Source organism: Streptococcus sp. FSL E2-3488 (assembly GCF_038003585.1).
Taxonomy (GTDB): Bacteria; Bacillota; Bacilli; order Lactobacillales; family Streptococcaceae; genus Streptococcus; species Streptococcus thermophilus.
On sequence record NZ_JBBOPL010000001.1, the window covers coordinates 93,271 to 110,247 of the forward strand.

30 protein-coding genes and 1 pseudogene are annotated in these 16,977 nt (G+C 39.7%); 30 read left to right on the forward strand and 1 reads right to left on the reverse strand.

Annotation, left to right across the window (positions count from 1 at the left end; all coding sequences use genetic code 11):
- Nucleotides 1-70: 70 nt before the first annotated feature.
- From ruvB to rplQ, 30 genes are all read left to right on the forward strand, one after another.
- Entirely contained in the window at nucleotides 71-1,072 is a 1,002-nt protein-coding gene (gene ruvB, locus MHH90_RS00575) for a Holliday junction branch migration DNA helicase RuvB (RefSeq protein WP_002948618.1), read from the forward strand.
- Nucleotides 1,073-1,315: 243 nt separating this feature from the next.
- On the forward strand, nucleotides 1,316-1,624 hold the full coding sequence (gene rpsJ / locus MHH90_RS00580; protein WP_002885653.1) for a 30S ribosomal protein S10: 309 nt from the start codon (nucleotides 1,316-1,318) through the stop codon (nucleotides 1,622-1,624).
- A gap of 116 nt (nucleotides 1,625-1,740) precedes the next feature.
- Nucleotides 1,741-2,367 carry a 50S ribosomal protein L3 gene (gene rplC / locus MHH90_RS00585; RefSeq protein WP_113870464.1) on the forward strand — a complete coding sequence of 209 codons (627 nt, stop codon included), beginning with the start codon at nucleotides 1,741-1,743 and terminating at the stop codon, nucleotides 2,365-2,367.
- Between the two features lie 24 nt (nucleotides 2,368-2,391).
- The gene (gene rplD, locus MHH90_RS00590; protein WP_002885795.1) at nucleotides 2,392-3,015 is read left to right on the forward strand and encodes a 50S ribosomal protein L4; all 624 of its coding nucleotides are present in this window, start codon (nucleotides 2,392-2,394) and stop codon (nucleotides 3,013-3,015) included.
- Nucleotides 3,015-3,311, forward strand: coding sequence for a 50S ribosomal protein L23 (locus MHH90_RS00595; RefSeq protein ID WP_002887066.1), 297 nt, complete (start codon nucleotides 3,015-3,017; stop codon nucleotides 3,309-3,311). The genes rplD and MHH90_RS00595 overlap by 1 nt, the downstream gene beginning before the upstream one ends.
- Nucleotides 3,312-3,328: 17 nt before the next feature.
- The gene (gene rplB, locus MHH90_RS00600; protein ID WP_002952161.1) at nucleotides 3,329-4,162 is read left to right on the forward strand and encodes a 50S ribosomal protein L2; all 834 of its coding nucleotides are present in this window, start codon (nucleotides 3,329-3,331) and stop codon (nucleotides 4,160-4,162) included.
- Between the two features lie 93 nt (nucleotides 4,163-4,255).
- Complete coding sequence (gene rpsS, locus MHH90_RS00605; RefSeq protein WP_002952159.1) at nucleotides 4,256-4,534, forward strand: 30S ribosomal protein S19; 279 nt, start codon at nucleotides 4,256-4,258, stop codon at nucleotides 4,532-4,534.
- 15 nt (nucleotides 4,535-4,549) lie between these two features.
- Nucleotides 4,550-4,894 carry a 50S ribosomal protein L22 gene (rplV, locus tag MHH90_RS00610; RefSeq protein WP_002887063.1) on the forward strand — a complete coding sequence of 115 codons (345 nt, stop codon included), beginning with the start codon at nucleotides 4,550-4,552 and terminating at the stop codon, nucleotides 4,892-4,894.
- A 12-nt stretch (nucleotides 4,895-4,906) separates the two neighbouring features.
- The gene (rpsC, locus tag MHH90_RS00615; protein WP_011681716.1) at nucleotides 4,907-5,560 is read left to right on the forward strand and encodes a 30S ribosomal protein S3; all 654 of its coding nucleotides are present in this window, start codon (nucleotides 4,907-4,909) and stop codon (nucleotides 5,558-5,560) included.
- 3 nt (nucleotides 5,561-5,563) lie between these two features.
- Nucleotides 5,564-5,977 (forward strand): 50S ribosomal protein L16, encoded by a 414-nt coding sequence (gene rplP, locus MHH90_RS00620; RefSeq protein WP_002952157.1) that lies wholly within the window; start codon nucleotides 5,564-5,566, stop codon nucleotides 5,975-5,977.
- A gap of 9 nt (nucleotides 5,978-5,986) precedes the next feature.
- Complete coding sequence (rpmC, locus tag MHH90_RS00625; RefSeq protein WP_002952156.1) at nucleotides 5,987-6,193, forward strand: 50S ribosomal protein L29; 207 nt, start codon at nucleotides 5,987-5,989, stop codon at nucleotides 6,191-6,193.
- A gap of 27 nt (nucleotides 6,194-6,220) precedes the next feature.
- On the forward strand, nucleotides 6,221-6,481 hold the full coding sequence (rpsQ, locus tag MHH90_RS00630; RefSeq protein WP_002885836.1) for a 30S ribosomal protein S17: 261 nt from the start codon (nucleotides 6,221-6,223) through the stop codon (nucleotides 6,479-6,481).
- A gap of 24 nt (nucleotides 6,482-6,505) precedes the next feature.
- Complete coding sequence (gene rplN / locus MHH90_RS00635) at nucleotides 6,506-6,874, forward strand: 50S ribosomal protein L14 (protein ID WP_002952155.1); 369 nt, start codon at nucleotides 6,506-6,508, stop codon at nucleotides 6,872-6,874.
- 80 nt (nucleotides 6,875-6,954) lie between these two features.
- Nucleotides 6,955-7,260: a 50S ribosomal protein L24 gene (gene rplX, locus MHH90_RS00640; protein ID WP_340725736.1), complete on the forward strand. Its 306-nt coding sequence runs from the start codon at nucleotides 6,955-6,957 to the stop codon at nucleotides 7,258-7,260.
- A gap of 26 nt (nucleotides 7,261-7,286) precedes the next feature.
- Nucleotides 7,287-7,829: a 50S ribosomal protein L5 gene (rplE, locus tag MHH90_RS00645; RefSeq protein ID WP_002887058.1), complete on the forward strand. Its 543-nt coding sequence runs from the start codon at nucleotides 7,287-7,289 to the stop codon at nucleotides 7,827-7,829.
- 17 nt (nucleotides 7,830-7,846) lie between these two features.
- Complete coding sequence (locus MHH90_RS00650; RefSeq protein ID WP_011681715.1) at nucleotides 7,847-8,032, forward strand: type Z 30S ribosomal protein S14; 186 nt, start codon at nucleotides 7,847-7,849, stop codon at nucleotides 8,030-8,032.
- A gap of 122 nt (nucleotides 8,033-8,154) precedes the next feature.
- Nucleotides 8,155-8,553, forward strand: a complete 399-nt coding sequence (gene rpsH / locus MHH90_RS00655; RefSeq protein ID WP_002952146.1) for a 30S ribosomal protein S8 — start codon at nucleotides 8,155-8,157, stop codon at nucleotides 8,551-8,553.
- 126 nt (nucleotides 8,554-8,679) lie between these two features.
- Nucleotides 8,680-9,216 carry a 50S ribosomal protein L6 gene (gene rplF, locus MHH90_RS00660; protein WP_002946167.1) on the forward strand — a complete coding sequence of 179 codons (537 nt, stop codon included), beginning with the start codon at nucleotides 8,680-8,682 and terminating at the stop codon, nucleotides 9,214-9,216.
- An 89-nt stretch (nucleotides 9,217-9,305) separates the two neighbouring features.
- Nucleotides 9,306-9,662 carry a 50S ribosomal protein L18 gene (gene rplR, locus MHH90_RS00665; protein ID WP_011681714.1) on the forward strand — a complete coding sequence of 119 codons (357 nt, stop codon included), beginning with the start codon at nucleotides 9,306-9,308 and terminating at the stop codon, nucleotides 9,660-9,662.
- A gap of 18 nt (nucleotides 9,663-9,680) precedes the next feature.
- On the forward strand, nucleotides 9,681-10,175 hold the full coding sequence (rpsE, locus tag MHH90_RS00670) for a 30S ribosomal protein S5 (protein WP_002946171.1): 495 nt from the start codon (nucleotides 9,681-9,683) through the stop codon (nucleotides 10,173-10,175).
- Between the two features lie 14 nt (nucleotides 10,176-10,189).
- Nucleotides 10,190-10,372, forward strand: a complete 183-nt coding sequence (rpmD, locus tag MHH90_RS00675; RefSeq protein WP_002946172.1) for a 50S ribosomal protein L30 — start codon at nucleotides 10,190-10,192, stop codon at nucleotides 10,370-10,372.
- 127 nt (nucleotides 10,373-10,499) lie between these two features.
- Complete coding sequence (gene rplO, locus MHH90_RS00680) at nucleotides 10,500-10,940, forward strand: 50S ribosomal protein L15 (protein ID WP_014622040.1); 441 nt, start codon at nucleotides 10,500-10,502, stop codon at nucleotides 10,938-10,940.
- Between the two features lie 16 nt (nucleotides 10,941-10,956).
- Nucleotides 10,957-12,252, forward strand: coding sequence for a preprotein translocase subunit SecY (gene secY / locus MHH90_RS00685; protein ID WP_014622039.1), 1,296 nt, complete (start codon nucleotides 10,957-10,959; stop codon nucleotides 12,250-12,252).
- 131 nt (nucleotides 12,253-12,383) lie between these two features.
- The gene (locus tag MHH90_RS00690; RefSeq protein ID WP_011681712.1) at nucleotides 12,384-13,040 is read left to right on the forward strand and encodes an adenylate kinase; all 657 of its coding nucleotides are present in this window, start codon (nucleotides 12,384-12,386) and stop codon (nucleotides 13,038-13,040) included.
- Nucleotides 13,041-13,157: 117 nt separating this feature from the next.
- The gene (infA, locus tag MHH90_RS00695; RefSeq protein WP_001040189.1) at nucleotides 13,158-13,376 is read left to right on the forward strand and encodes a translation initiation factor IF-1; all 219 of its coding nucleotides are present in this window, start codon (nucleotides 13,158-13,160) and stop codon (nucleotides 13,374-13,376) included.
- 25 nt (nucleotides 13,377-13,401) lie between these two features.
- Nucleotides 13,402-13,518, forward strand: a complete 117-nt coding sequence (gene rpmJ, locus MHH90_RS00700; protein ID WP_000868345.1) for a 50S ribosomal protein L36 — start codon at nucleotides 13,402-13,404, stop codon at nucleotides 13,516-13,518.
- Nucleotides 13,519-13,535: 17 nt separating this feature from the next.
- Entirely contained in the window at nucleotides 13,536-13,901 is a 366-nt protein-coding gene (rpsM, locus tag MHH90_RS00705) for a 30S ribosomal protein S13 (protein WP_002885820.1), read from the forward strand.
- A gap of 27 nt (nucleotides 13,902-13,928) precedes the next feature.
- Nucleotides 13,929-14,312: a 30S ribosomal protein S11 gene (gene rpsK, locus MHH90_RS00710; protein ID WP_002887520.1), complete on the forward strand. Its 384-nt coding sequence runs from the start codon at nucleotides 13,929-13,931 to the stop codon at nucleotides 14,310-14,312.
- 48 nt (nucleotides 14,313-14,360) lie between these two features.
- Nucleotides 14,361-15,299 (forward strand): DNA-directed RNA polymerase subunit alpha, encoded by a 939-nt coding sequence (locus tag MHH90_RS00715; RefSeq protein ID WP_002952135.1) that lies wholly within the window; start codon nucleotides 14,361-14,363, stop codon nucleotides 15,297-15,299.
- Nucleotides 15,300-15,316: 17 nt separating this feature from the next.
- Nucleotides 15,317-15,703: a 50S ribosomal protein L17 gene (rplQ, locus tag MHH90_RS00720; RefSeq protein WP_002952134.1), complete on the forward strand. Its 387-nt coding sequence runs from the start codon at nucleotides 15,317-15,319 to the stop codon at nucleotides 15,701-15,703.
- Between the two features lie 197 nt (nucleotides 15,704-15,900).
- On the opposite strand, the pseudogene MHH90_RS10185 reads toward rplQ, so the two are convergent.
- Nucleotides 15,901-16,886: pseudogene (locus MHH90_RS10185) on the reverse strand (IS30 family transposase).
- Nucleotides 16,887-16,977: the final 91 nt, after the last annotated feature.

The window sequence follows — 16,977 nt, forward strand, 5'->3', positions numbered from 1 at the left end:
GATAAGAGTTGTCTTCTTTTTTTGTGGACAAATTTTGACTCAGTTTTTTGTTTTGTGCTAAAATAAGCCTATGGCAAGAATATTAGATAATGATTTACTAGGAGATGAGGAGTATGTGGAGCGTACCCTTCGCCCTCAGTACTTTAAGGAATATATTGGTCAAGATAAGGTTAAGGACCAATTAAAAATTTTTATAGAAGCAGCTAAACTCCGTGATGAGGCTCTAGACCATACCCTTTTGTTTGGCCCACCTGGTTTGGGTAAAACGACTATGGCATTTGTAATCGCCAATGAGATGGGAGTGAATTTGAAGCAAACATCTGGGCCGGCAATTGAAAAGGCTGGTGATTTAGTTGCCATACTCAATGACTTGGAGCCGGGAGACATCTTATTTATTGATGAGATTCATCGTATGCCTATGGCAGTGGAAGAAGTTCTTTATAGCGCTATGGAAGATTACTACATCGATATCATGATTGGAGCAGGTGAAACAAGTCGTAGTGTTCATCTAGACCTGCCTCCCTTTACTTTGGTTGGTGCGACCACACGAGCAGGTATGCTGTCAAATCCCTTGAGAGCTCGCTTTGGAATCAATGGTCATATGGAATATTATGAGTTACCTGATTTGACAGAGATTGTAGAACGTACTTCGGAAATCTTTGAAATGACAATAACACCAGAGGCTGCCTTGGAATTAGCACGGCGTAGTCGTGGAACACCACGTATTGCTAACCGCCTGCTTAAGCGCGTGCGAGACTATGCTCAAATCATGGGTGATGGTGTCATTGACGATAAGATTGCAGATCAGGCATTGACTATGCTGGATGTAGATCATGAAGGGTTAGACTACGTTGACCAAAAAATCCTCCGAACTATGATTGAGATGTATGGGGGAGGCCCAGTTGGCTTAGGTACTTTATCAGTTAATATTGCTGAAGAGCGAGAAACAGTGGAAGATATGTATGAACCCTACCTAATCCAAAAAGGTTTCATTATGCGTACACGAACAGGACGTGTCGCAACTGCTAAAGCCTATGAGCATATGGGATATGACTATACTCGAGATAATTAATAAAGAATCCATCTAGAAAGGTGGATTCTTTATTTAGTTTAAAAATAAAATAAAACAAGGGAAAAATTTCAAAAATCCCTTGCAATGAATGGGTTCTTCTGTTATTATATTATGGTGCTGTTAAAACAGTGCTTAGCTATGATACAAGAGGTTGCGACACGCCTGGTTGCACTGCCACGCAATCCGTGTTGGTTTTCTTGAGGAGCTAGCCTATTATCTTAAATAGACGAAAGAGGAGAAAAAATGGCAAACAAAAAAATTCGTATCCGTTTGAAAGCTTACGAACACCGTACGCTTGATACAGCGGCTGAAAAAATCGTAGAAACTGCAACTCGCACTGGTGCGACAGTTGCTGGGCCAGTCCCACTTCCAACTGAACGTAGTCTCTACACAATTATTCGTGCGACTCACAAATATAAAGATTCTCGCGAACAATTTGAAATGCGTACACACAAACGTCTCATCGACATTATCAACCCAACTCAAAAAACAGTTGACGCTTTGATGAAACTTGATCTTCCAAGTGGTGTGAACGTCGAAATCAAACTTTAATTTAAAGATTGATTCATTGAGCATAAAAAACGCTCGTTAAAAACTTTTTTGAGCATAAAAAACGCTCATAAAAAACTTTTTGAAATACATTATTAAAGTAAAGGAAGTATTTTCTCATGACAAAAGGAATCTTAGGGAAAAAAGTGGGAATGACTCAAATCTTCACTGAAGCAGGTGAATTTATCCCTGTTACTGTCATTGAAGCTACTCCAAACGTTGTGCTTCAAGTTAAAACTGTTGAAACAGACGGTTACGAAGCAGTTCAAGTTGGTTTTGATGACAAACGTGAAGTATTGAGCAACAAACCTGCCAAAGGCCACGTAGCGAAAGCTAACACAGCTCCTAAGCGCTTCATTCGTGAATTCAAAAACATTGAAGGCTTAGAAGTTGGATCAGAAATCACAGTTGACATATTCGAAGCTGGAGATGTTGTTGATGTAACTGGTACTTCAAAAGGTAAAGGTTTCCAAGGTGTTATCAAACGCCACGGTCAATCACGCGGACCTATGGCTCACGGTTCTCGTTACCACCGTCGTCCAGGTTCAATGGGACCTGTAGCGCCTAACCGTGTTTTCAAAAACAAACACTTGGCAGGACGTATGGGTGGCAACCGTGTGACAATTCAAAACCTTGAAATTGTACAAGTTATCCCAGAGAAAAATGTTATCCTTATCAAAGGTAACGTACCAGGTGCTAAGAAATCTCTTATCACTATCAAATCAGCAGTTAAAACTGCTAAATAATAAGAAAGGAGAAATCAGTTAAAAATGGCAAACGTAAAACTATTTGACCAAACTGGTAAAGAAGTTAGCACAGTTGAACTTAATGACGCTATCTTCGGTATCGAACCAAACGAATCAGTAGTATTTGATGTCGTAATCAGCCAACGTGCTAGCCTTCGCCAAGGTACTCATGCGGTTAAAAACCGTTCAGCAGTATCAGGTGGTGGACGTAAACCATGGCGTCAAAAAGGAACTGGACGTGCTCGTCAAGGTTCTATCCGCTCACCACAATGGCGTGGTGGTGGTGTTGTCTTCGGACCAACTCCACGTTCTTACGGATACAAACTTCCACAAAAAGTTCGTCGCCTTGCATTGAAATCTGTATACTCAGCTAAAGTTGCAGAAGATAAATTTGTAGCGGTTGAAGCTCTCTCATTTGCGGCTCCAAAAACTGCTGAATTCGCAAACGTTCTTTCAGCTCTTAGCATCGATTCTAAAGTACTTGTTATCGTTGAAGAAGGAAACAAATTCGCTGAACTTTCAGCACGTAACCTTGCAAACGTAACTGTTGCAACTCCTGCAACTGCAAGCGTACTTGACATCGTAAACGCAGATAAACTTCTTGTTACTAAAGAAGCTATCTCATCAATCGAGGAGGTTCTTGCATAATGAATTTGTATGACGTAATCAAAAAACCTGTTATCACTGAGAAATCTATGATTGCTCTTGAAGCAGGAAAATACACTTTCGAAGTTGATACACGTGCACACAAACTCTTGATCAAACAAGCAGTTGAAGCTGCATTTGAAGGTGTTAAAGTTGCTAGCGTGAACACTGTAACTGTTAAACCAAAACAAAAACGTGTAGGACGTTACACTGGTTTCACTTCAAAAACTAAAAAAGCTATCATCACTCTTACAGCTGATTCTAAAGCAATCGAGTTGTTTGCAGCTGAAGCTGAATAATCAAAGGAGAAATTAACGTGGGTATTAAAGTTTATAAACCAACGACAAATGGCCGTCGTAACATGACTTCTTTGGATTTCGCAGAAATCACTACAAGCACTCCTGAAAAATCATTGCTTGTTTCTCTTAAGAACAAAGCTGGTCGTAACAACAATGGTCGTATCACTGTACGTCACCAAGGTGGCGGACACAAACGCCACTACCGTTTGATTGATTTCAAACGTAACAAAGATGGCGTTGAAGCAGTTGTTAAAACAATTGAGTACGATCCAAACCGTACTGCAAACATCGCTCTTGTACACTACACTGACGGGGTTAAAGCTTACATCATCGCACCTAAAGGTCTTGAAGTAGGTCAACGTATCGTTTCAGGTCCAGATGCGGATATCAAAGTTGGTAACGCTCTTCCACTTGCAAACATCCCAGTAGGTACAGTTATCCACAACATTGAGCTTAAACCAGGTAAAGGTGCTGAACTTGTCCGTGCCGCTGGTGCTTCTGCTCAAGTTTTGGGTCAAGAAGGTAAATACGTACTTGTTCGTCTTCAATCAGGCGAAGTTCGTATGATTCTTGGAACTTGTCGTGCAACTATCGGTACTGTGGGTAACGAACAACAATCACTTATCAACCTTGGTAAAGCTGGTCGTAACCGTTGGAAAGGTGTTCGCCCAACAGTTCGTGGTTCTGTAATGAACCCTAACGATCACCCACACGGTGGTGGTGAAGGTAAAGCACCAGTTGGACGTAAAGCGCCATCTACTCCATGGGGTAAACCTGCGCTTGGTCTTAAAACTCGTAACAAGAAAGCTAAATCTGACAAACTTATCGTTCGTCGTCGTAACGAAAAATAATTTAGTCGCTTAGTATATGACATCCGCCAACTCGGTAGCGCTTCTTAGCGCAAGCCGCTGTGGTACATTTAATTTAAAGGAGAAAACTACAAAATGGGACGTAGTCTTAAAAAAGGACCTTTCGTCGATGGGCATTTGATGAAAAAAGTTGAAGCTCAAGCAAATGACGAAAAGAAAAAAGTAATTAAAACTTGGTCACGTCGTTCAACGATTTTCCCAAGTTTCATCGGATACACTATCGCAGTTTATGATGGACGTAAACATGTTCCTGTTTACATCCAAGAAGACATGGTAGGTCACAAACTTGGTGAATTTGCACCAACTCGTACTTACAAAGGTCATGCAGCTGACGATAAGAAAACACGTCGTTAATAGGAGGAGGACACAATGGCAGAAATTACTTCAGCTAAAGCAATGGCTCGTACAGTGCGTGTTTCACCTCGTAAAACACGTCTTGTTCTTGATCTTATCCGTGGTAAGAACGTTGCTGATGCAATCGCAATCTTGAAATTCACTCCAAACAAAGCAGCTCGCATTGTTGAGAAAACACTTAACTCTGCTATCGCTAACGCAGAAAACAACTTTGGTTTGGAAAAAGCTAACTTAGTAGTATCTGAAACATTCGCAAACGAAGGACCAACAATGAAACGTTTCCGTCCACGTGCGAAAGGTTCAGCTTCACCAATCAACAAACGCACAACTCACGTAACAGTAGTTGTGTCAGAAAAATAAGGAGGTAAACTCGTGGGTCAAAAAGTACATCCAATTGGTTTGCGTGTCGGGATCATCCGTGATTGGGATGCGAAATGGTATGCTGAAAAAGAATACGCAGATTACCTTCACGAAGATTTGGCAATCCGCAAATTCATTCAAAAAGAGCTTGCAGACGCTTCAGTTTCAACTATTGAAATCGTACGTGCTGTAAACAAAGTTATTGTTTCACTTCACACTGCTAAACCAGGTATGGTTATCGGTAAAGGTGGATCAAACGTTGATGCTCTTCGCGCTCAACTTAACAAATTGACTGGAAAACAAGTTCACATCAACATCGTTGAAATCAAAAAACCTGATTTGGACGCTCACCTTGTTGGTGAAACTATTGCTCGTCAACTTGAGCAACGTGTTGCTTTCCGTCGTGCACAAAAACAAGCTATCCAACGTGCAATGCGTGCTGGAGCTAAAGGGATCAAAACTCAAGTATCAGGTCGTTTGAACGGTGCAGATATTGCCCGTGCAGAAGGATACTCAGAAGGGACAGTTCCACTTCACACACTTCGCGCTGATATCGATTACGCTTGGGAAGAAGCTCACACAACTTACGGTAAACTTGGTGTTAAAGTTTGGATCTACCGTGGAGAAGTTCTTCCAGCCCGTAAAAACACTAAAGGAGGCAAATAACAAATGTTAGTACCTAAACGTGTTAAACACCGTCGTGAATTCCGTGGAAAAATGCGCGGTGAGGCTAAAGGTGGTAAAGAAGTATCATTCGGTGAATACGGTCTTCAAGCTACAACTAGCCACTGGATTACAAACCGTCAAATCGAGGCTGCTCGTATTGCCATGACTCGTTACATGAAACGTGGTGGTAAGGTTTGGATTAAGATCTTCCCACACAAATCATACACTGCTAAAGCTATCGGTGTACGTATGGGTTCTGGTAAAGGGGCACCTGAAGGTTGGGTAGCACCAGTTAAACGTGGTAAAGTAATGTTCGAAATCGCAGGTGTTTCTGAAGAAGTTGCACGTGAAGCGCTTCGTCTTGCTAGCCACAAATTGCCAGTTAAATCTAAATTCGTGAAACGTGAAGCAGAATAAGGAGAAGACATGAAACTTGAAGAAATCAAAAAGTTTGTTGCTGAGCTTCGTGGCTTGTCTCAAGAAGAGCTTGCTAAAAAAGAAAACGAACTTAAGAAAGAACTTTTCGACCTTCGTTTCCAAGCTGCAGCAGGTCAACTTGATCAAACTGCCCGTTTGAACGAAGTTAAAAAACAAATTGCACGTATTAAAACTGTGCAATCTGAAATTAAATAATAGATTGGGAAAGGAGCAATTCTAATAATGGAACGTAATCAACGTAAAACCCTTGTTGGACGCGTAGTATCTGACAAGATGGATAAAACAATCACAGTTGTAGTTGAAACTAAACGTAACCACCCAGTCTATGGTAAACGTATCAACTACTCTAAAAAATACAAAGCACATGATGAAAACAACGTTGCTAAAGAAGGCGATATCGTTCGTATCATGGAAACTCGTCCACTTTCAGCTACAAAACGCTTCCGTCTTGTAGAGGTTGTGGAAGAAGCTGTTATTATCTAATAAAACTAAAAGGAGACAATTGAAATGATTCAACAAGAAAGTCGCTTAAAAGTTGCTGATAATAGCGGTGCTCGTGAGATCTTGACTATCAAAGTTCTTGGTGGTTCAGGACGTAAATTCGCTAACATCGGCGACGTTATCGTTGCAACTGTTAAACAAGCTACACCAGGTGGAGCTGTTAAAAAAGGTGATGTTGTTAAAGCTGTTATCGTACGTACAAAAACTGGTGCTCGCCGTTCAGACGGTTCATACATCAAGTTTGATGACAACGCTGCAGTAATCATCCGTGATGACAAAACTCCTCGTGGAACTCGTATCTTTGGCCCTGTTGCACGTGAATTGCGTGAAGGTGGATACATGCGTATTGTATCTTTGGCGCCAGAAGTACTTTAATCTGAATTAACACAAACTTAGTCCCCTGATATGTTCAGGGTGCCCATTAGGGCGTAAGAAATAATAGGAGAAATACTCAAATGTTTGTAAAAAAAGGCGATAAAGTTCGCGTTATTGCTGGTAAAGACAAAGGAACTGAAGCAGTAGTTCTTAAAGCTCTTCCAAAAGTAAACAAAGTTGTTGTTGAAGGTGTTGCAATCATCAAAAAACACCAAAAACCATCAGCTGAAAACCCTCAAGGTGCTATCGTGGAAAAAGAAGCACCAATCCACGCTTCAAACGTTCAAGTTCTTGACAAGAACGGTGTAGCTGGACGTGTAGGTTACAAAGTTGTTGACAGCAAAAAAGTTCGTTACAACAAAAAATCAGGCGAAGTGCTTGACTAATCACGAAGGAAAGGAGAAAGTATTAAATGGCTAACCGTCTTAAAGAAAAATACACTAATGAAGTAATTCCAGCTTTGACTGAAAAATTTAACTATTCTTCAGTTATGGCTGTGCCAAAGGTTGATAAAATTGTTATTAACATGGGTGTTGGTGAAGCTGTAAACAACGCTAAAACTCTTGAAAAAGCTGCTGCTGAATTGGCACTTATTTCAGGTCAAAAACCATTGATTACTAAAGCTAAGAAATCAATCGCTGGCTTCCGTCTTCGTGAAGGTGTAGCAATCGGTGCTAAAGTTACCCTTCGTGGTGAACGCATGTACGAATTCTTGGATAAATTGGTATCAGTATCACTTCCACGTGTTCGTGACTTCCATGGTGTTCCAACTAAATCATTTGATGGACGTGGTAACTACACACTTGGTGTTAAAGAACAACTTATCTTCCCAGAAATCAACTTCGACGATGTTGATAAAGTACGTGGTATGGATATCGTTATCGTAACTACTGCTAACACTGACGAAGAAGGTCGTGAATTGCTTAAAGGCCTTGGAATGCCTTTTGCAAAATAATCTAGGAGGTAAATAAATTGGCTAAAAAATCATTGATTGCTAAGAACAAACGCCCTGCGAAGTTCTCTACGCAAGCTTACACTCGTTGCGAACGTTGTGGACGTCCACACTCAGTTTATCGCAAATTTAAACTTTGCCGTGTTTGCTTCCGTCAGTTGGCTCACAGAGGTCAAATTCCAGGTGTTACCAAAGCTTCTTGGTAAAAACATGGTACATTTAAGTTAGTTTCACCTAATTTGAATGTATTTAACACAATCTGAGCCTAGCTCAATCATTAACTAGCAAGTGAATTATTCAAACTACTAGTAAGAGGAGAAAATATAAAATGGTTATGACTGACCCAATTGCAGATTTCTTGACACGTATCCGTAACGCTAACCAAGCTAAGCACGAAGTTCTTGAAGTACCTGCATCAAACATTAAAAAAGGTATTGCTGAAATCCTTAAACGTGAAGGTTTTGTAAAAAACGTTGAAGTTATTGAAGATGACAAACAAGGTATCATTCGCGTATTCTTGAAATACGGACAAAATGGTGAACGTGTTATCACTAACTTGAAACGTATCTCTAAACCAGGTCTTCGTGTTTACTCTAAGCGTGAAGATATTCCTAAGGTTCTTAACGGACTTGGAATCGCGATCATTTCTACTTCAGAAGGTCTTTTGACTGACAAAGAAGCTCGTCAAAAGAACGTTGGTGGAGAAGTTATCGCTTACGTTTGGTAAGAGGTTAACAGTAAGCGCGATTGTTTAACTAGTCGTGCGAGTTTCATTGATTTAATTCTTTGAAACTCATCCCCGTGAAAACTAGTCACTTAGTGGCTTGATAATCTAACAGGAGAATTAAAGACTATGTCACGTATTGGTAATAAAGTAATTACTTTGCCTGCTGGTGTTGAAATAACAAACAACGATAACGTTGTTACTGTTAAAGGACCTAAAGGCGAACTCACTCGTGAGTTTAACAAAAACATTGAAATCAAAGTTGAAGGCAACGAAGTTACACTTCACCGTCCAAACGACTCAAAAGAAAACAAAACAATCCACGGCACTTCACGTGCAAACTTGAACAACATGGTTGTTGGTGTTTCTGAAGGTTTCAAAAAAGAACTTGAAATGCACGGTGTAGGATACCGTGCTCAACTCCAAGGAACAAAACTTGTTCTTTCAGTTGGTAAATCTCACCAAGACGAAGTTGAAGCTCCAGAAGGCATTACTTTTGAAGTACCATCTGCAACTTCAATTGTTGTTAGCGGTATCAACAAAGAAGTTGTTGGTCAAACAGCAGCTTACATCCGTAGCCTTCGTTCTCCAGAACCTTACAAAGGTAAAGGTATCCGTTACGTTGGTGAATACGTACGTCGTAAAGAAGGTAAAACTGGTAAATAATAGGATTTTATCCTTGTGGCTATTCTTTTTGGATTTCCCACTTACCAAAAGCTCTCATGAGCAATCATTATAATTAAGAGGTGAAAATTGTGATTTCGAAACCAGATAAAAACAAACTCCGCCAAAAACGCCACCGTCGCGTTCGCGGAAAACTCTCTGGAACTGCTGATCGCCCACGTTTGAACATTTTCCGTTCTAATACAGGCATCTACGCTCAAGTAATTGATGACGTAGCGGGTGTAACGCTCGCAAGTGCATCAACTCTTGATAAAGAGGTTTCTAAAGGAACTAAAACAGAACAAGCCATTGTTGTCGGTAAACTTGTTGCTGAACGCGCAGTAGCTAAAGGTATTTCTGAAGTGGTGTTTGACCGCGGTGGATATCTCTATCACGGACGTGTTAAAGCTTTGGCTGACTCAGCTCGTGAAAACGGATTGAAATTCTAATAGGGAGGACACTTAATAATGGCATTTAAAGATAATGCAGTAGAACTTGAAGAACGCGTAGTTGCTATCAACCGTGTTACTAAAGTTGTAAAAGGTGGACGCAACATGCGTTTTGCTGCTCTTGTTGTTGTTGGTGACCGTAATGGTCGCGTAGGATTTGGTACTGGTAAATCTCAAGAGGTTCCAGAAGCTATCCGTAAAGCAGTTGAAGCAGCTAAGAAAAACCTTATCGAAGTTCCTATGGTTGGTACAACTATTCCTCACGAAGTTCGTTCAGAATTTGGTGGAGCGAAAGTATTGTTGAAACCAGCTGTTGAAGGTGCTGGGGTTGCCGCTGGTGGTGCAGTTCGTGCCGTCGTCGAATTGGCTGGTGTTGCTGATGTAACATCTAAATCACTTGGTTCAAACACTCCAATCAACATCGTTCGTGCGACAGTTGAAGGATTGAAACAACTTAAACGTGCTGAAGAAGTTGCGGCTCTTCGTGGCATCTCAGTATCTGACTTGGCATAAGAAAGGAGATAACAATGGCTCAAATTAAAATTACTTTGTCTAAGTCTCCAATCGGACGCAAACCAGAACAACGTAAAACAGTTGCTGCTCTTGGACTTGGTAAATTGAATAGCTCAGTTGTTAAAGAAGACAACGCTGCTATCCGTGGTATGGTCAACGCAGTATCTCACTTGGTAACTGTAGAAGACGTTAAATAAAAATTGATTTAAGTCGTGAGGGTTACCTTGCGACTTAAACTGAATTTCATGTATAGGCGAGTTTCTAATCAAGCTACCTTACTTGATTAGAGGCGCTAGCATTTTACAAAAAGAGGAGAAAATAATAATGAAATTTCATGAATTGAAACCTGCTGAAGGTTCTCGTAAAGTCCGTAACCGTGTAGGTCGTGGTACTTCATCTGGTAACGGTAAAACTTCAGGTCGTGGTCAAAAAGGTCAAAAAGCTCGTAGCGGTGGTGGCGTACGTCCAGGATTTGAAGGTGGACAAACTCCATTGTTCCGTCGTCTTCCAAAACGCGGATTCACTAACATCAACGCTAAAGAATACACCCTTGTAAACCTTGATCAATTGAACGTTTTTGAAGATGGTACAGAAGTAACTCCAGTAGTTCTTAAGGAAGCTGGAATCATTCGTGCTGAAAAATCAGGCGTTAAAGTTCTTGGCAACGGCGAATTGACTAAGAAATTGACTGTTAAAGCAGCTAAATTCTCAAAATCTGCTGAAGCAGCTATCACTGCTAAAGGTGGTTCAATCGAAGTCATCTAATGAGGGGTAACTCATTATGTTTTTTAAACTATTAAAAGATGCGTTGAAAGTCAAAAACGTTCGTAATAAGATTTTATTTACAATCTTCATTATTTTCGTTTTTCGTGTCGGGACTCATGTAACAGTTCCTGGTATCAACGCTGAAAGTTTGAAACAATTAAGTGATTTACCTTTCTTGAACATGCTTAACTTGGTGTCTGGTAATGCTATGAATAACTTCTCTATCTTTTCAATGGGGGTTAGTCCGTATATTACAGCATCAATCATTGTCCAACTTTTGCAGATGGATATCTATCCAAAATTTGTAGAGTGGGGCAAACAAGGGGAAGTTGGTCGGCGTAAATTAAATCAGGCGACTCGCTATATTACTCTTGTTTTAGCCTTTGTTCAATCGATTGGTATTACAGCTAGTTTCAATACACTCTCATCAATTTCATTGGTTAAGACACCTAATATTTCAACCTATCTATTGATTGGGTCAATTTTAACTGCTGGTAGCATAATTGTGACGTGGCTTGGTGAACAAATTACTGATAAGGGCTTCGGTAATGGTGTGTCAATGATTATCTTTTCTGGTATCATTGCTTCCATTCCAAAGATGTTCTCAACAATTTACGAGGATTTCTTTGTCAATGTTCGTACAGGAGATTTGACTCGTTCCTATATCATCGTCGCTTTGTTGATTGTGGTAGGTTTGGCAATTGTCTTCTTTACGACATTTGTACAACAAGCAGAATATCAAATTCCAATTCAATATACGAAATTGGTTCAAGGTGCTCCAACGAATTCATACTTACCTTTGAAAGTCAATCCAGCTGGTGTTATTCCCGTTATCTTTGCTAGCTCGATTACGACAATTCCTAGTACTATTCTTCCATTCTTCTCTAAGGTTACGTGGTTATCACATTTACAAGGATTACTCTCGTATAATACACCTAGTGGAATGATTACTTACGCGATATTGATTATCTTATTCTCATTCTTCTACACATTTGTCCAAGTAAATCCTGAAAAAACTGCAGAATATCTTCAAAAGAATGGGTCTTACATTCCTAGTGTTCGTCCAGGTCGTGAGACAGAAAAGTACATGTCTTCATTGCTTAAGAGATTGGCAACAATCGGGGCTGTATTTCTCGCGTTTATTTCATTAGCTCCAATTGCGGCTCAACAGTTTATGCACCTCACAAGTTCAATTGCACTTGGTGGTACATCACTCTTGATCTTGATTTCAACTGGTATCGAAGGTATGAAACAACTTGAGGGTTACCTATTGAAACGTCAGTATGTTGGATTTATGAATCTTGAAGACTAAGTTTTCTCATGAGCAATCGAGAGGGAAAGAAAGGTAAGTTTCTGTCCCTTCTCTTTTGTTTTTAAATAACTCTATCAAGGTTTAACAACCTTGATAGAGTTATTTAAAAACAAAAATAAGGAGTTCGTAAGATGAATCTTTTAATTATGGGTCTACCAGGTGCTGGTAAAGGGACTCAAGCTGCAAAAATTGTTGAAGAATTTGGTGTAGCTCACATCTCAACTGGTGATATGTTCCGTGCTGCTATAGCTAATCAAACAGAAATGGGAAGGTTGGCAAAATCATTCATCGATAAAGGTGAATTGGTACCAGACGAAGTTACAAATGGAATTGTTAAAGAACGTTTGGCTGAATCTGATATTGCTGAAAAAGGTTTCTTGCTAGATGGTTACCCACGTACTATTGAACAAGCTCACGCTTTGGATGAAACATTGAAAGCACTAGATATTAAACTTGACGGGGTGATTAATATTGAAGTTAATCCAGAGAGCTTGGTTGAACGTCTTTCTGGTCGTTTCATTTGTCGCTCATGTGGTTCCACTTACCATAAAGTATTCAACCCAACTAAGGTTGAAGGAACATGTGATGTTTGTGGTGGACATGAATTCTTCCAACGTGAAGATGACAAACCTGAAACTGTTAAACGTCGTCTAGATGTAAACATTGCTCAAGGTGAGCCAATTATTGCACACTACCGTGAGCTTGGTCTTGTATCAGATATTCAAGGAAACCAGGACATTGATGATGTATTCGCTGATGTTAAAAAAGCGATTGCAGCAATTAAATAATTATAGAATCTTACTTGCGTATCAGACTTTGGCATGTTATAATACTTTAGTCTGACTTATAATTGTTACCTCTGTGCTCAGAGGAAATCAAATCGAAATTTTAGGGGGGACTTTTGCGTGGCAAAAGAAGACGTGATTGAAATTGAAGGTAAAGTTGTTGAAACTATGCCTAATGCTATGTTTACTGTTGAGTTGGAAAATGGACACCAAATTTTGGCGACAGTTTCTGGTAAAATCCGTAAAAACTACATTCGTATTTTGGTCGGTGACCGTGTGACTGTTGAAATGAGTCCTTATGATTTGACACGTGGACGCATCACATACCGCTTTAAATAATCGAAATAATTGGAGGGATTAAAACATGAAGGTAAGACCATCGGTTAAACCAATTTGCGAATACTGTAAAGTTATTCGTCGTAACGGTCGTGTTATGGTAATTTGTCCAACAAATCCAAAACACAAACAACGTCAAGGATAATATAGAAAGGAGAAATCATGGCTCGTATTGCTGGAGTTGACATTCCAAACGATAAACGTGTAGTAATTTCACTTACTTACGTATATGGTATCGGACTTGCAACATCTAAGAAAATCTTGGCTGCTGCAGGCGTTTCTGAAGACATCCGCGTTAAAGATTTGACAAATGATCAAGAAGACGCTATTCGTCGTGAAGTGGATGCAATCAAAGTTGAAGGTGACCTTCGTCGTGAGGTTAACCTTAACATCAAACGTTTGATGGAAATCGGTTCATACCGTGGTATCCGTCACCGTCGTGGACTTCCTGTCCGTGGGCAAAACACTAAAAACAATGCCCGCACTCGTAAAGGTAAAGCTGTTGCGATTGCAGGTAAGAAAAAATAATCTAAAATAAAATAGGAGGTAAAAACATTGGCTAAACCAACACGTAAACGTCGTGTGAAAAAGAATATCGAATCTGGTATTGCTCACATTCACGCTACTTTCAATAACACTATTGTTATGATTACAGATGTGCATGGTAATGCTGTAGCTTGGTCATCAGCTGGTGCTCTTGGTTTCAAAGGTTCTCGTAAATCTACACCATTTGCTGCCCAAATGGCTTCTGAAGCTGCTGCTAAATCTGCACAAGAACACGGTCTTAAGACAGTTGAAGTAACTGTTAAGGGTCCTGGTTCAGGTCGTGAGTCTGCTATCCGTGCTCTTGCTGCTGCTGGTCTAGAAGTAACAGCAATTCGTGATGTAACTCCTGTACCACATAATGGTGCTCGTCCTCCAAAACGTCGTCGTGTGTAATTTTTAATAACAATAGTACACAAGATTCGTTTCGAGGGAGTATAATAAATGATTGAGTTTGAAAAACCAATAATAACAAAAATTGATGAAAATAAAGATTACGGCAAATTTGTCATCGAACCACTAGAACGTGGTTATGGTACAACTTTGGGTAACTCTCTTCGTCGTGTACTCTTGTCATCACTTCCAGGTGCTGCCGTAACATCAATTAAAATTGATGGAGTGCTCCACGAGTTTGATACCGTACCAGGCGTCCGTGAAGACGTGATGCAAATTATCCTTAATATTAAGGGACTTGCTGTAAAATCTTACGTCGAAGACGAAAAAACAATTGAACTTGATGTTCAAGGTCCAGCTGAGGTTACTGCTGGAGATATCTTGACTGATAGTGACATTGAAATTGTTAACCCTGATCATTATCTTTTTACTATCGCTGAGGGTGCTTCATTCCAAGCAACAATGACAGTATCTACAAACCGTGGTTATGTTCCAGCAGAAGAAAATAAAAAAGATGATGCACCAGTGGGAACTTTGGCTGTAGATTCAATCTACACACCAGTGAAAAAAGTCAATTATCAAGTTGAACCTGCTCGTGTAGGTAGCAATGATGGTTTTGATAAATTGACAATCGAAATCGTGACAAACGGAACAATCATCCCAGAAGATGCCCTCGGTCTCTCGGCTCGAATTTTGATTGAACACTTGAATTTGTTTACGGATCTTACTGATGTGGCTAAAGCTACAGATGTGATGAAGGAAACTGAAAAAGTGAACGATGAAAAATTGCTTGATCGTACCATCGAAGAACTTGATTTGTCTGTACGCTCATATAACTGTTTGAAACGTGCCGGTATCAATACCGTTCATGATTTAACAGAGAAGACTGAGCCTGAAATGATGAAAGTCCGTAACCTAGGTCGTAAATCACTTGAAGAAGTCAAAGTTAAATTGGCTGATCTTGGACTTGGACTTAAAAATGATAAATAATAATATAGGAGGATAACATGGCATACCGTAAACTTGGACGCACAAGCTCACAACGTAAAGCGGTTCTTCGTGATTTGACTACAGATCTTATCATTAACGAAGCAATCGTTACAACTGAAGCACGTGCTAAAGAAATCCGTAAAACAGTTGAAAAAATGATTACTCTTGGTAAACGTGGTGATTTGCACGCACGTCGTCAAGCAGCTGCATTTGTACGTAACGAAATTGCATCTGAAAGCTATGATGAAGCAACTGATAAATATACATCAACAACTGCTCTTCAAAAACTTTTCTCAGAAATCGCACCTCGTTATACTGAACGTAACGGTGGATACACTCGTATCCTTAAAACAGAACCACGTCGTGGCGATGCTGCCCCAATGGCAATTATCGAACTTGTTTAATTTTTATCAATTTTGTTGAGTGTTATGATGATGGAATAGCTTAGCTTTTCTTAGTCTAGCTCTGGTCTACCGCTGGGCGCAAGATGCCCAGCGGGAACACTCATCATAAAAAAGGGAATAAATAAGCATGTAACGCTTGTTTACGAAAGATAATACTGTTATTTTTCGTAAGCAGGCGTTTTTCATATCTTGAATTGTCAAATTAAGTGCATACTTTCCCCATAAAATACTTCATAAAGTGTTTTCCAGTTAAGATATTTTTGTGGGCTATTATTAAGTTTGTTCTTCCACAGCTGAATAATCTGATCATTAACCAATGTTACATCACTCTCTTTGGGAAAATGTTCTCTTAGTAGTCCATTCGTATTCTCATTAGTCCCTCGTTGCCATGGAGCATGGGGATCAGGAAAATAGACTTCAATTTTTAATTGATCACACAACTTCTGATGATAGGTAAACTCTTTCCCTCTATCAGAAGTCACAGTATGCTTGGTCAAGGGTTCTAGCATTTTTACCATAGCTTCTATTACCAACTTACTTTTCTTGACAGCTACCTTCTGGATTTTTAGAAAACGATAATAACGGTCAGTTAGAGTCACTAAACAAGATTTTCCAGTTTTACCTGCAACAGTATCGTCTTCTCAACCTCCTATTCTAGTTCGGTTATTAGCATCTTTGGGTCTTTCTTGAATTGTATGAGATATAGAGATTTTCCCTCTATTTTCGACATAATCTTTTGTATGACGCTTTTTTCCACGATGGCGGAGCTTGCGAATGACACCACGAGCACCATGAGATAGTGAGTTGTTATCAAAATGTCCTTTGTAAATAGCTCTATAACTTGTTTGATAACTAATAACAGCTTTTCCATACTCTAATCTCAACTGACCTTCTATTTCTTCAGGAGACCATTGATACTCGAGAAATAGATGTTTGACGGACGGTATTGCTTAAATTGCGATCTATTTCAAGTATCCGTTTCCGCCCAAAGTGTGATTTAGCAATATAGTAGGATTTCTGTGCATAACATGGAGATAGTTTCCTTCTCTTAGATGTCGCTTTCACTCACGACTAATACTAGATAACGATGAAGTAACTTAGCAATTTGAGACAAATTTAGGCCTTGCGTACGGTAAACGAGAATACTTTCACGCTCTTCTATGGTAAAGTGATGGTAGCTCATAAGACTTCCTTTCGTAACTAGTTCGTTCAATTCTATTTTACTAGAAAATCTTATGAGTTTTTATTGTGCACTTATATTGTATATTTAAACT

Bases quoted from the DNA above. Each gene is read 5' to 3' on its own strand.
- MHH90_RS00690 (WP_011681712.1), top strand. From the start codon at position 12,384: ATGAATCTTTTAATTATGGGTCTACCAGGTGCTGGTAAAGGGACTCAA.
- rplD (WP_002885795.1), top strand. From the start codon at position 2,392: ATGGCAAACGTAAAACTATTTGACCAAACTGGTAAAGAAGTTAGCACA.
- rplN (WP_002952155.1), top strand. From the start codon at position 6,506: ATGATTCAACAAGAAAGTCGCTTAAAAGTTGCTGATAATAGCGGTGCT.
- rpmC (WP_002952156.1), top strand. From the start codon at position 5,987: ATGAAACTTGAAGAAATCAAAAAGTTTGTTGCTGAGCTTCGTGGCTTG.
- rpsM (WP_002885820.1), top strand. From the start codon at position 13,536: ATGGCTCGTATTGCTGGAGTTGACATTCCAAACGATAAACGTGTAGTA.
- rplX (WP_340725736.1), top strand. From the start codon at position 6,955: ATGTTTGTAAAAAAAGGCGATAAAGTTCGCGTTATTGCTGGTAAAGAC.
- MHH90_RS00595 (WP_002887066.1), top strand. From the start codon at position 3,015: ATGAATTTGTATGACGTAATCAAAAAACCTGTTATCACTGAGAAATCT.
- MHH90_RS00715 (WP_002952135.1), top strand. From the start codon at position 14,361: ATGATTGAGTTTGAAAAACCAATAATAACAAAAATTGATGAAAATAAA.
- rpmD (WP_002946172.1), top strand. From the start codon at position 10,190: ATGGCTCAAATTAAAATTACTTTGTCTAAGTCTCCAATCGGACGCAAA.
- rplP (WP_002952157.1), top strand. From the start codon at position 5,564: ATGTTAGTACCTAAACGTGTTAAACACCGTCGTGAATTCCGTGGAAAA.
- rpsE (WP_002946171.1), top strand. From the start codon at position 9,681: ATGGCATTTAAAGATAATGCAGTAGAACTTGAAGAACGCGTAGTTGCT.
- rpsJ (WP_002885653.1), top strand. From the start codon at position 1,316: ATGGCAAACAAAAAAATTCGTATCCGTTTGAAAGCTTACGAACACCGT.
- rplV (WP_002887063.1), top strand. From the start codon at position 4,550: ATGGCAGAAATTACTTCAGCTAAAGCAATGGCTCGTACAGTGCGTGTT.
- rplQ (WP_002952134.1), top strand. From the start codon at position 15,317: ATGGCATACCGTAAACTTGGACGCACAAGCTCACAACGTAAAGCGGTT.
- ruvB (WP_002948618.1), top strand. From the start codon at position 71: ATGGCAAGAATATTAGATAATGATTTACTAGGAGATGAGGAGTATGTG.
- rpsQ (WP_002885836.1), top strand. From the start codon at position 6,221: ATGGAACGTAATCAACGTAAAACCCTTGTTGGACGCGTAGTATCTGAC.
- rplO (WP_014622040.1), top strand. From the start codon at position 10,500: ATGAAATTTCATGAATTGAAACCTGCTGAAGGTTCTCGTAAAGTCCGT.
- secY (WP_014622039.1), top strand. From the start codon at position 10,957: ATGTTTTTTAAACTATTAAAAGATGCGTTGAAAGTCAAAAACGTTCGT.
- rpsS (WP_002952159.1), top strand. From the start codon at position 4,256: ATGGGACGTAGTCTTAAAAAAGGACCTTTCGTCGATGGGCATTTGATG.
- rplF (WP_002946167.1), top strand. From the start codon at position 8,680: ATGTCACGTATTGGTAATAAAGTAATTACTTTGCCTGCTGGTGTTGAA.
- rplC (WP_113870464.1), top strand. From the start codon at position 1,741: ATGACAAAAGGAATCTTAGGGAAAAAAGTGGGAATGACTCAAATCTTC.
- rpsH (WP_002952146.1), top strand. From the start codon at position 8,155: ATGGTTATGACTGACCCAATTGCAGATTTCTTGACACGTATCCGTAAC.
- rplE (WP_002887058.1), top strand. From the start codon at position 7,287: ATGGCTAACCGTCTTAAAGAAAAATACACTAATGAAGTAATTCCAGCT.
- rpmJ (WP_000868345.1), top strand. From the start codon at position 13,402: ATGAAGGTAAGACCATCGGTTAAACCAATTTGCGAATACTGTAAAGTT.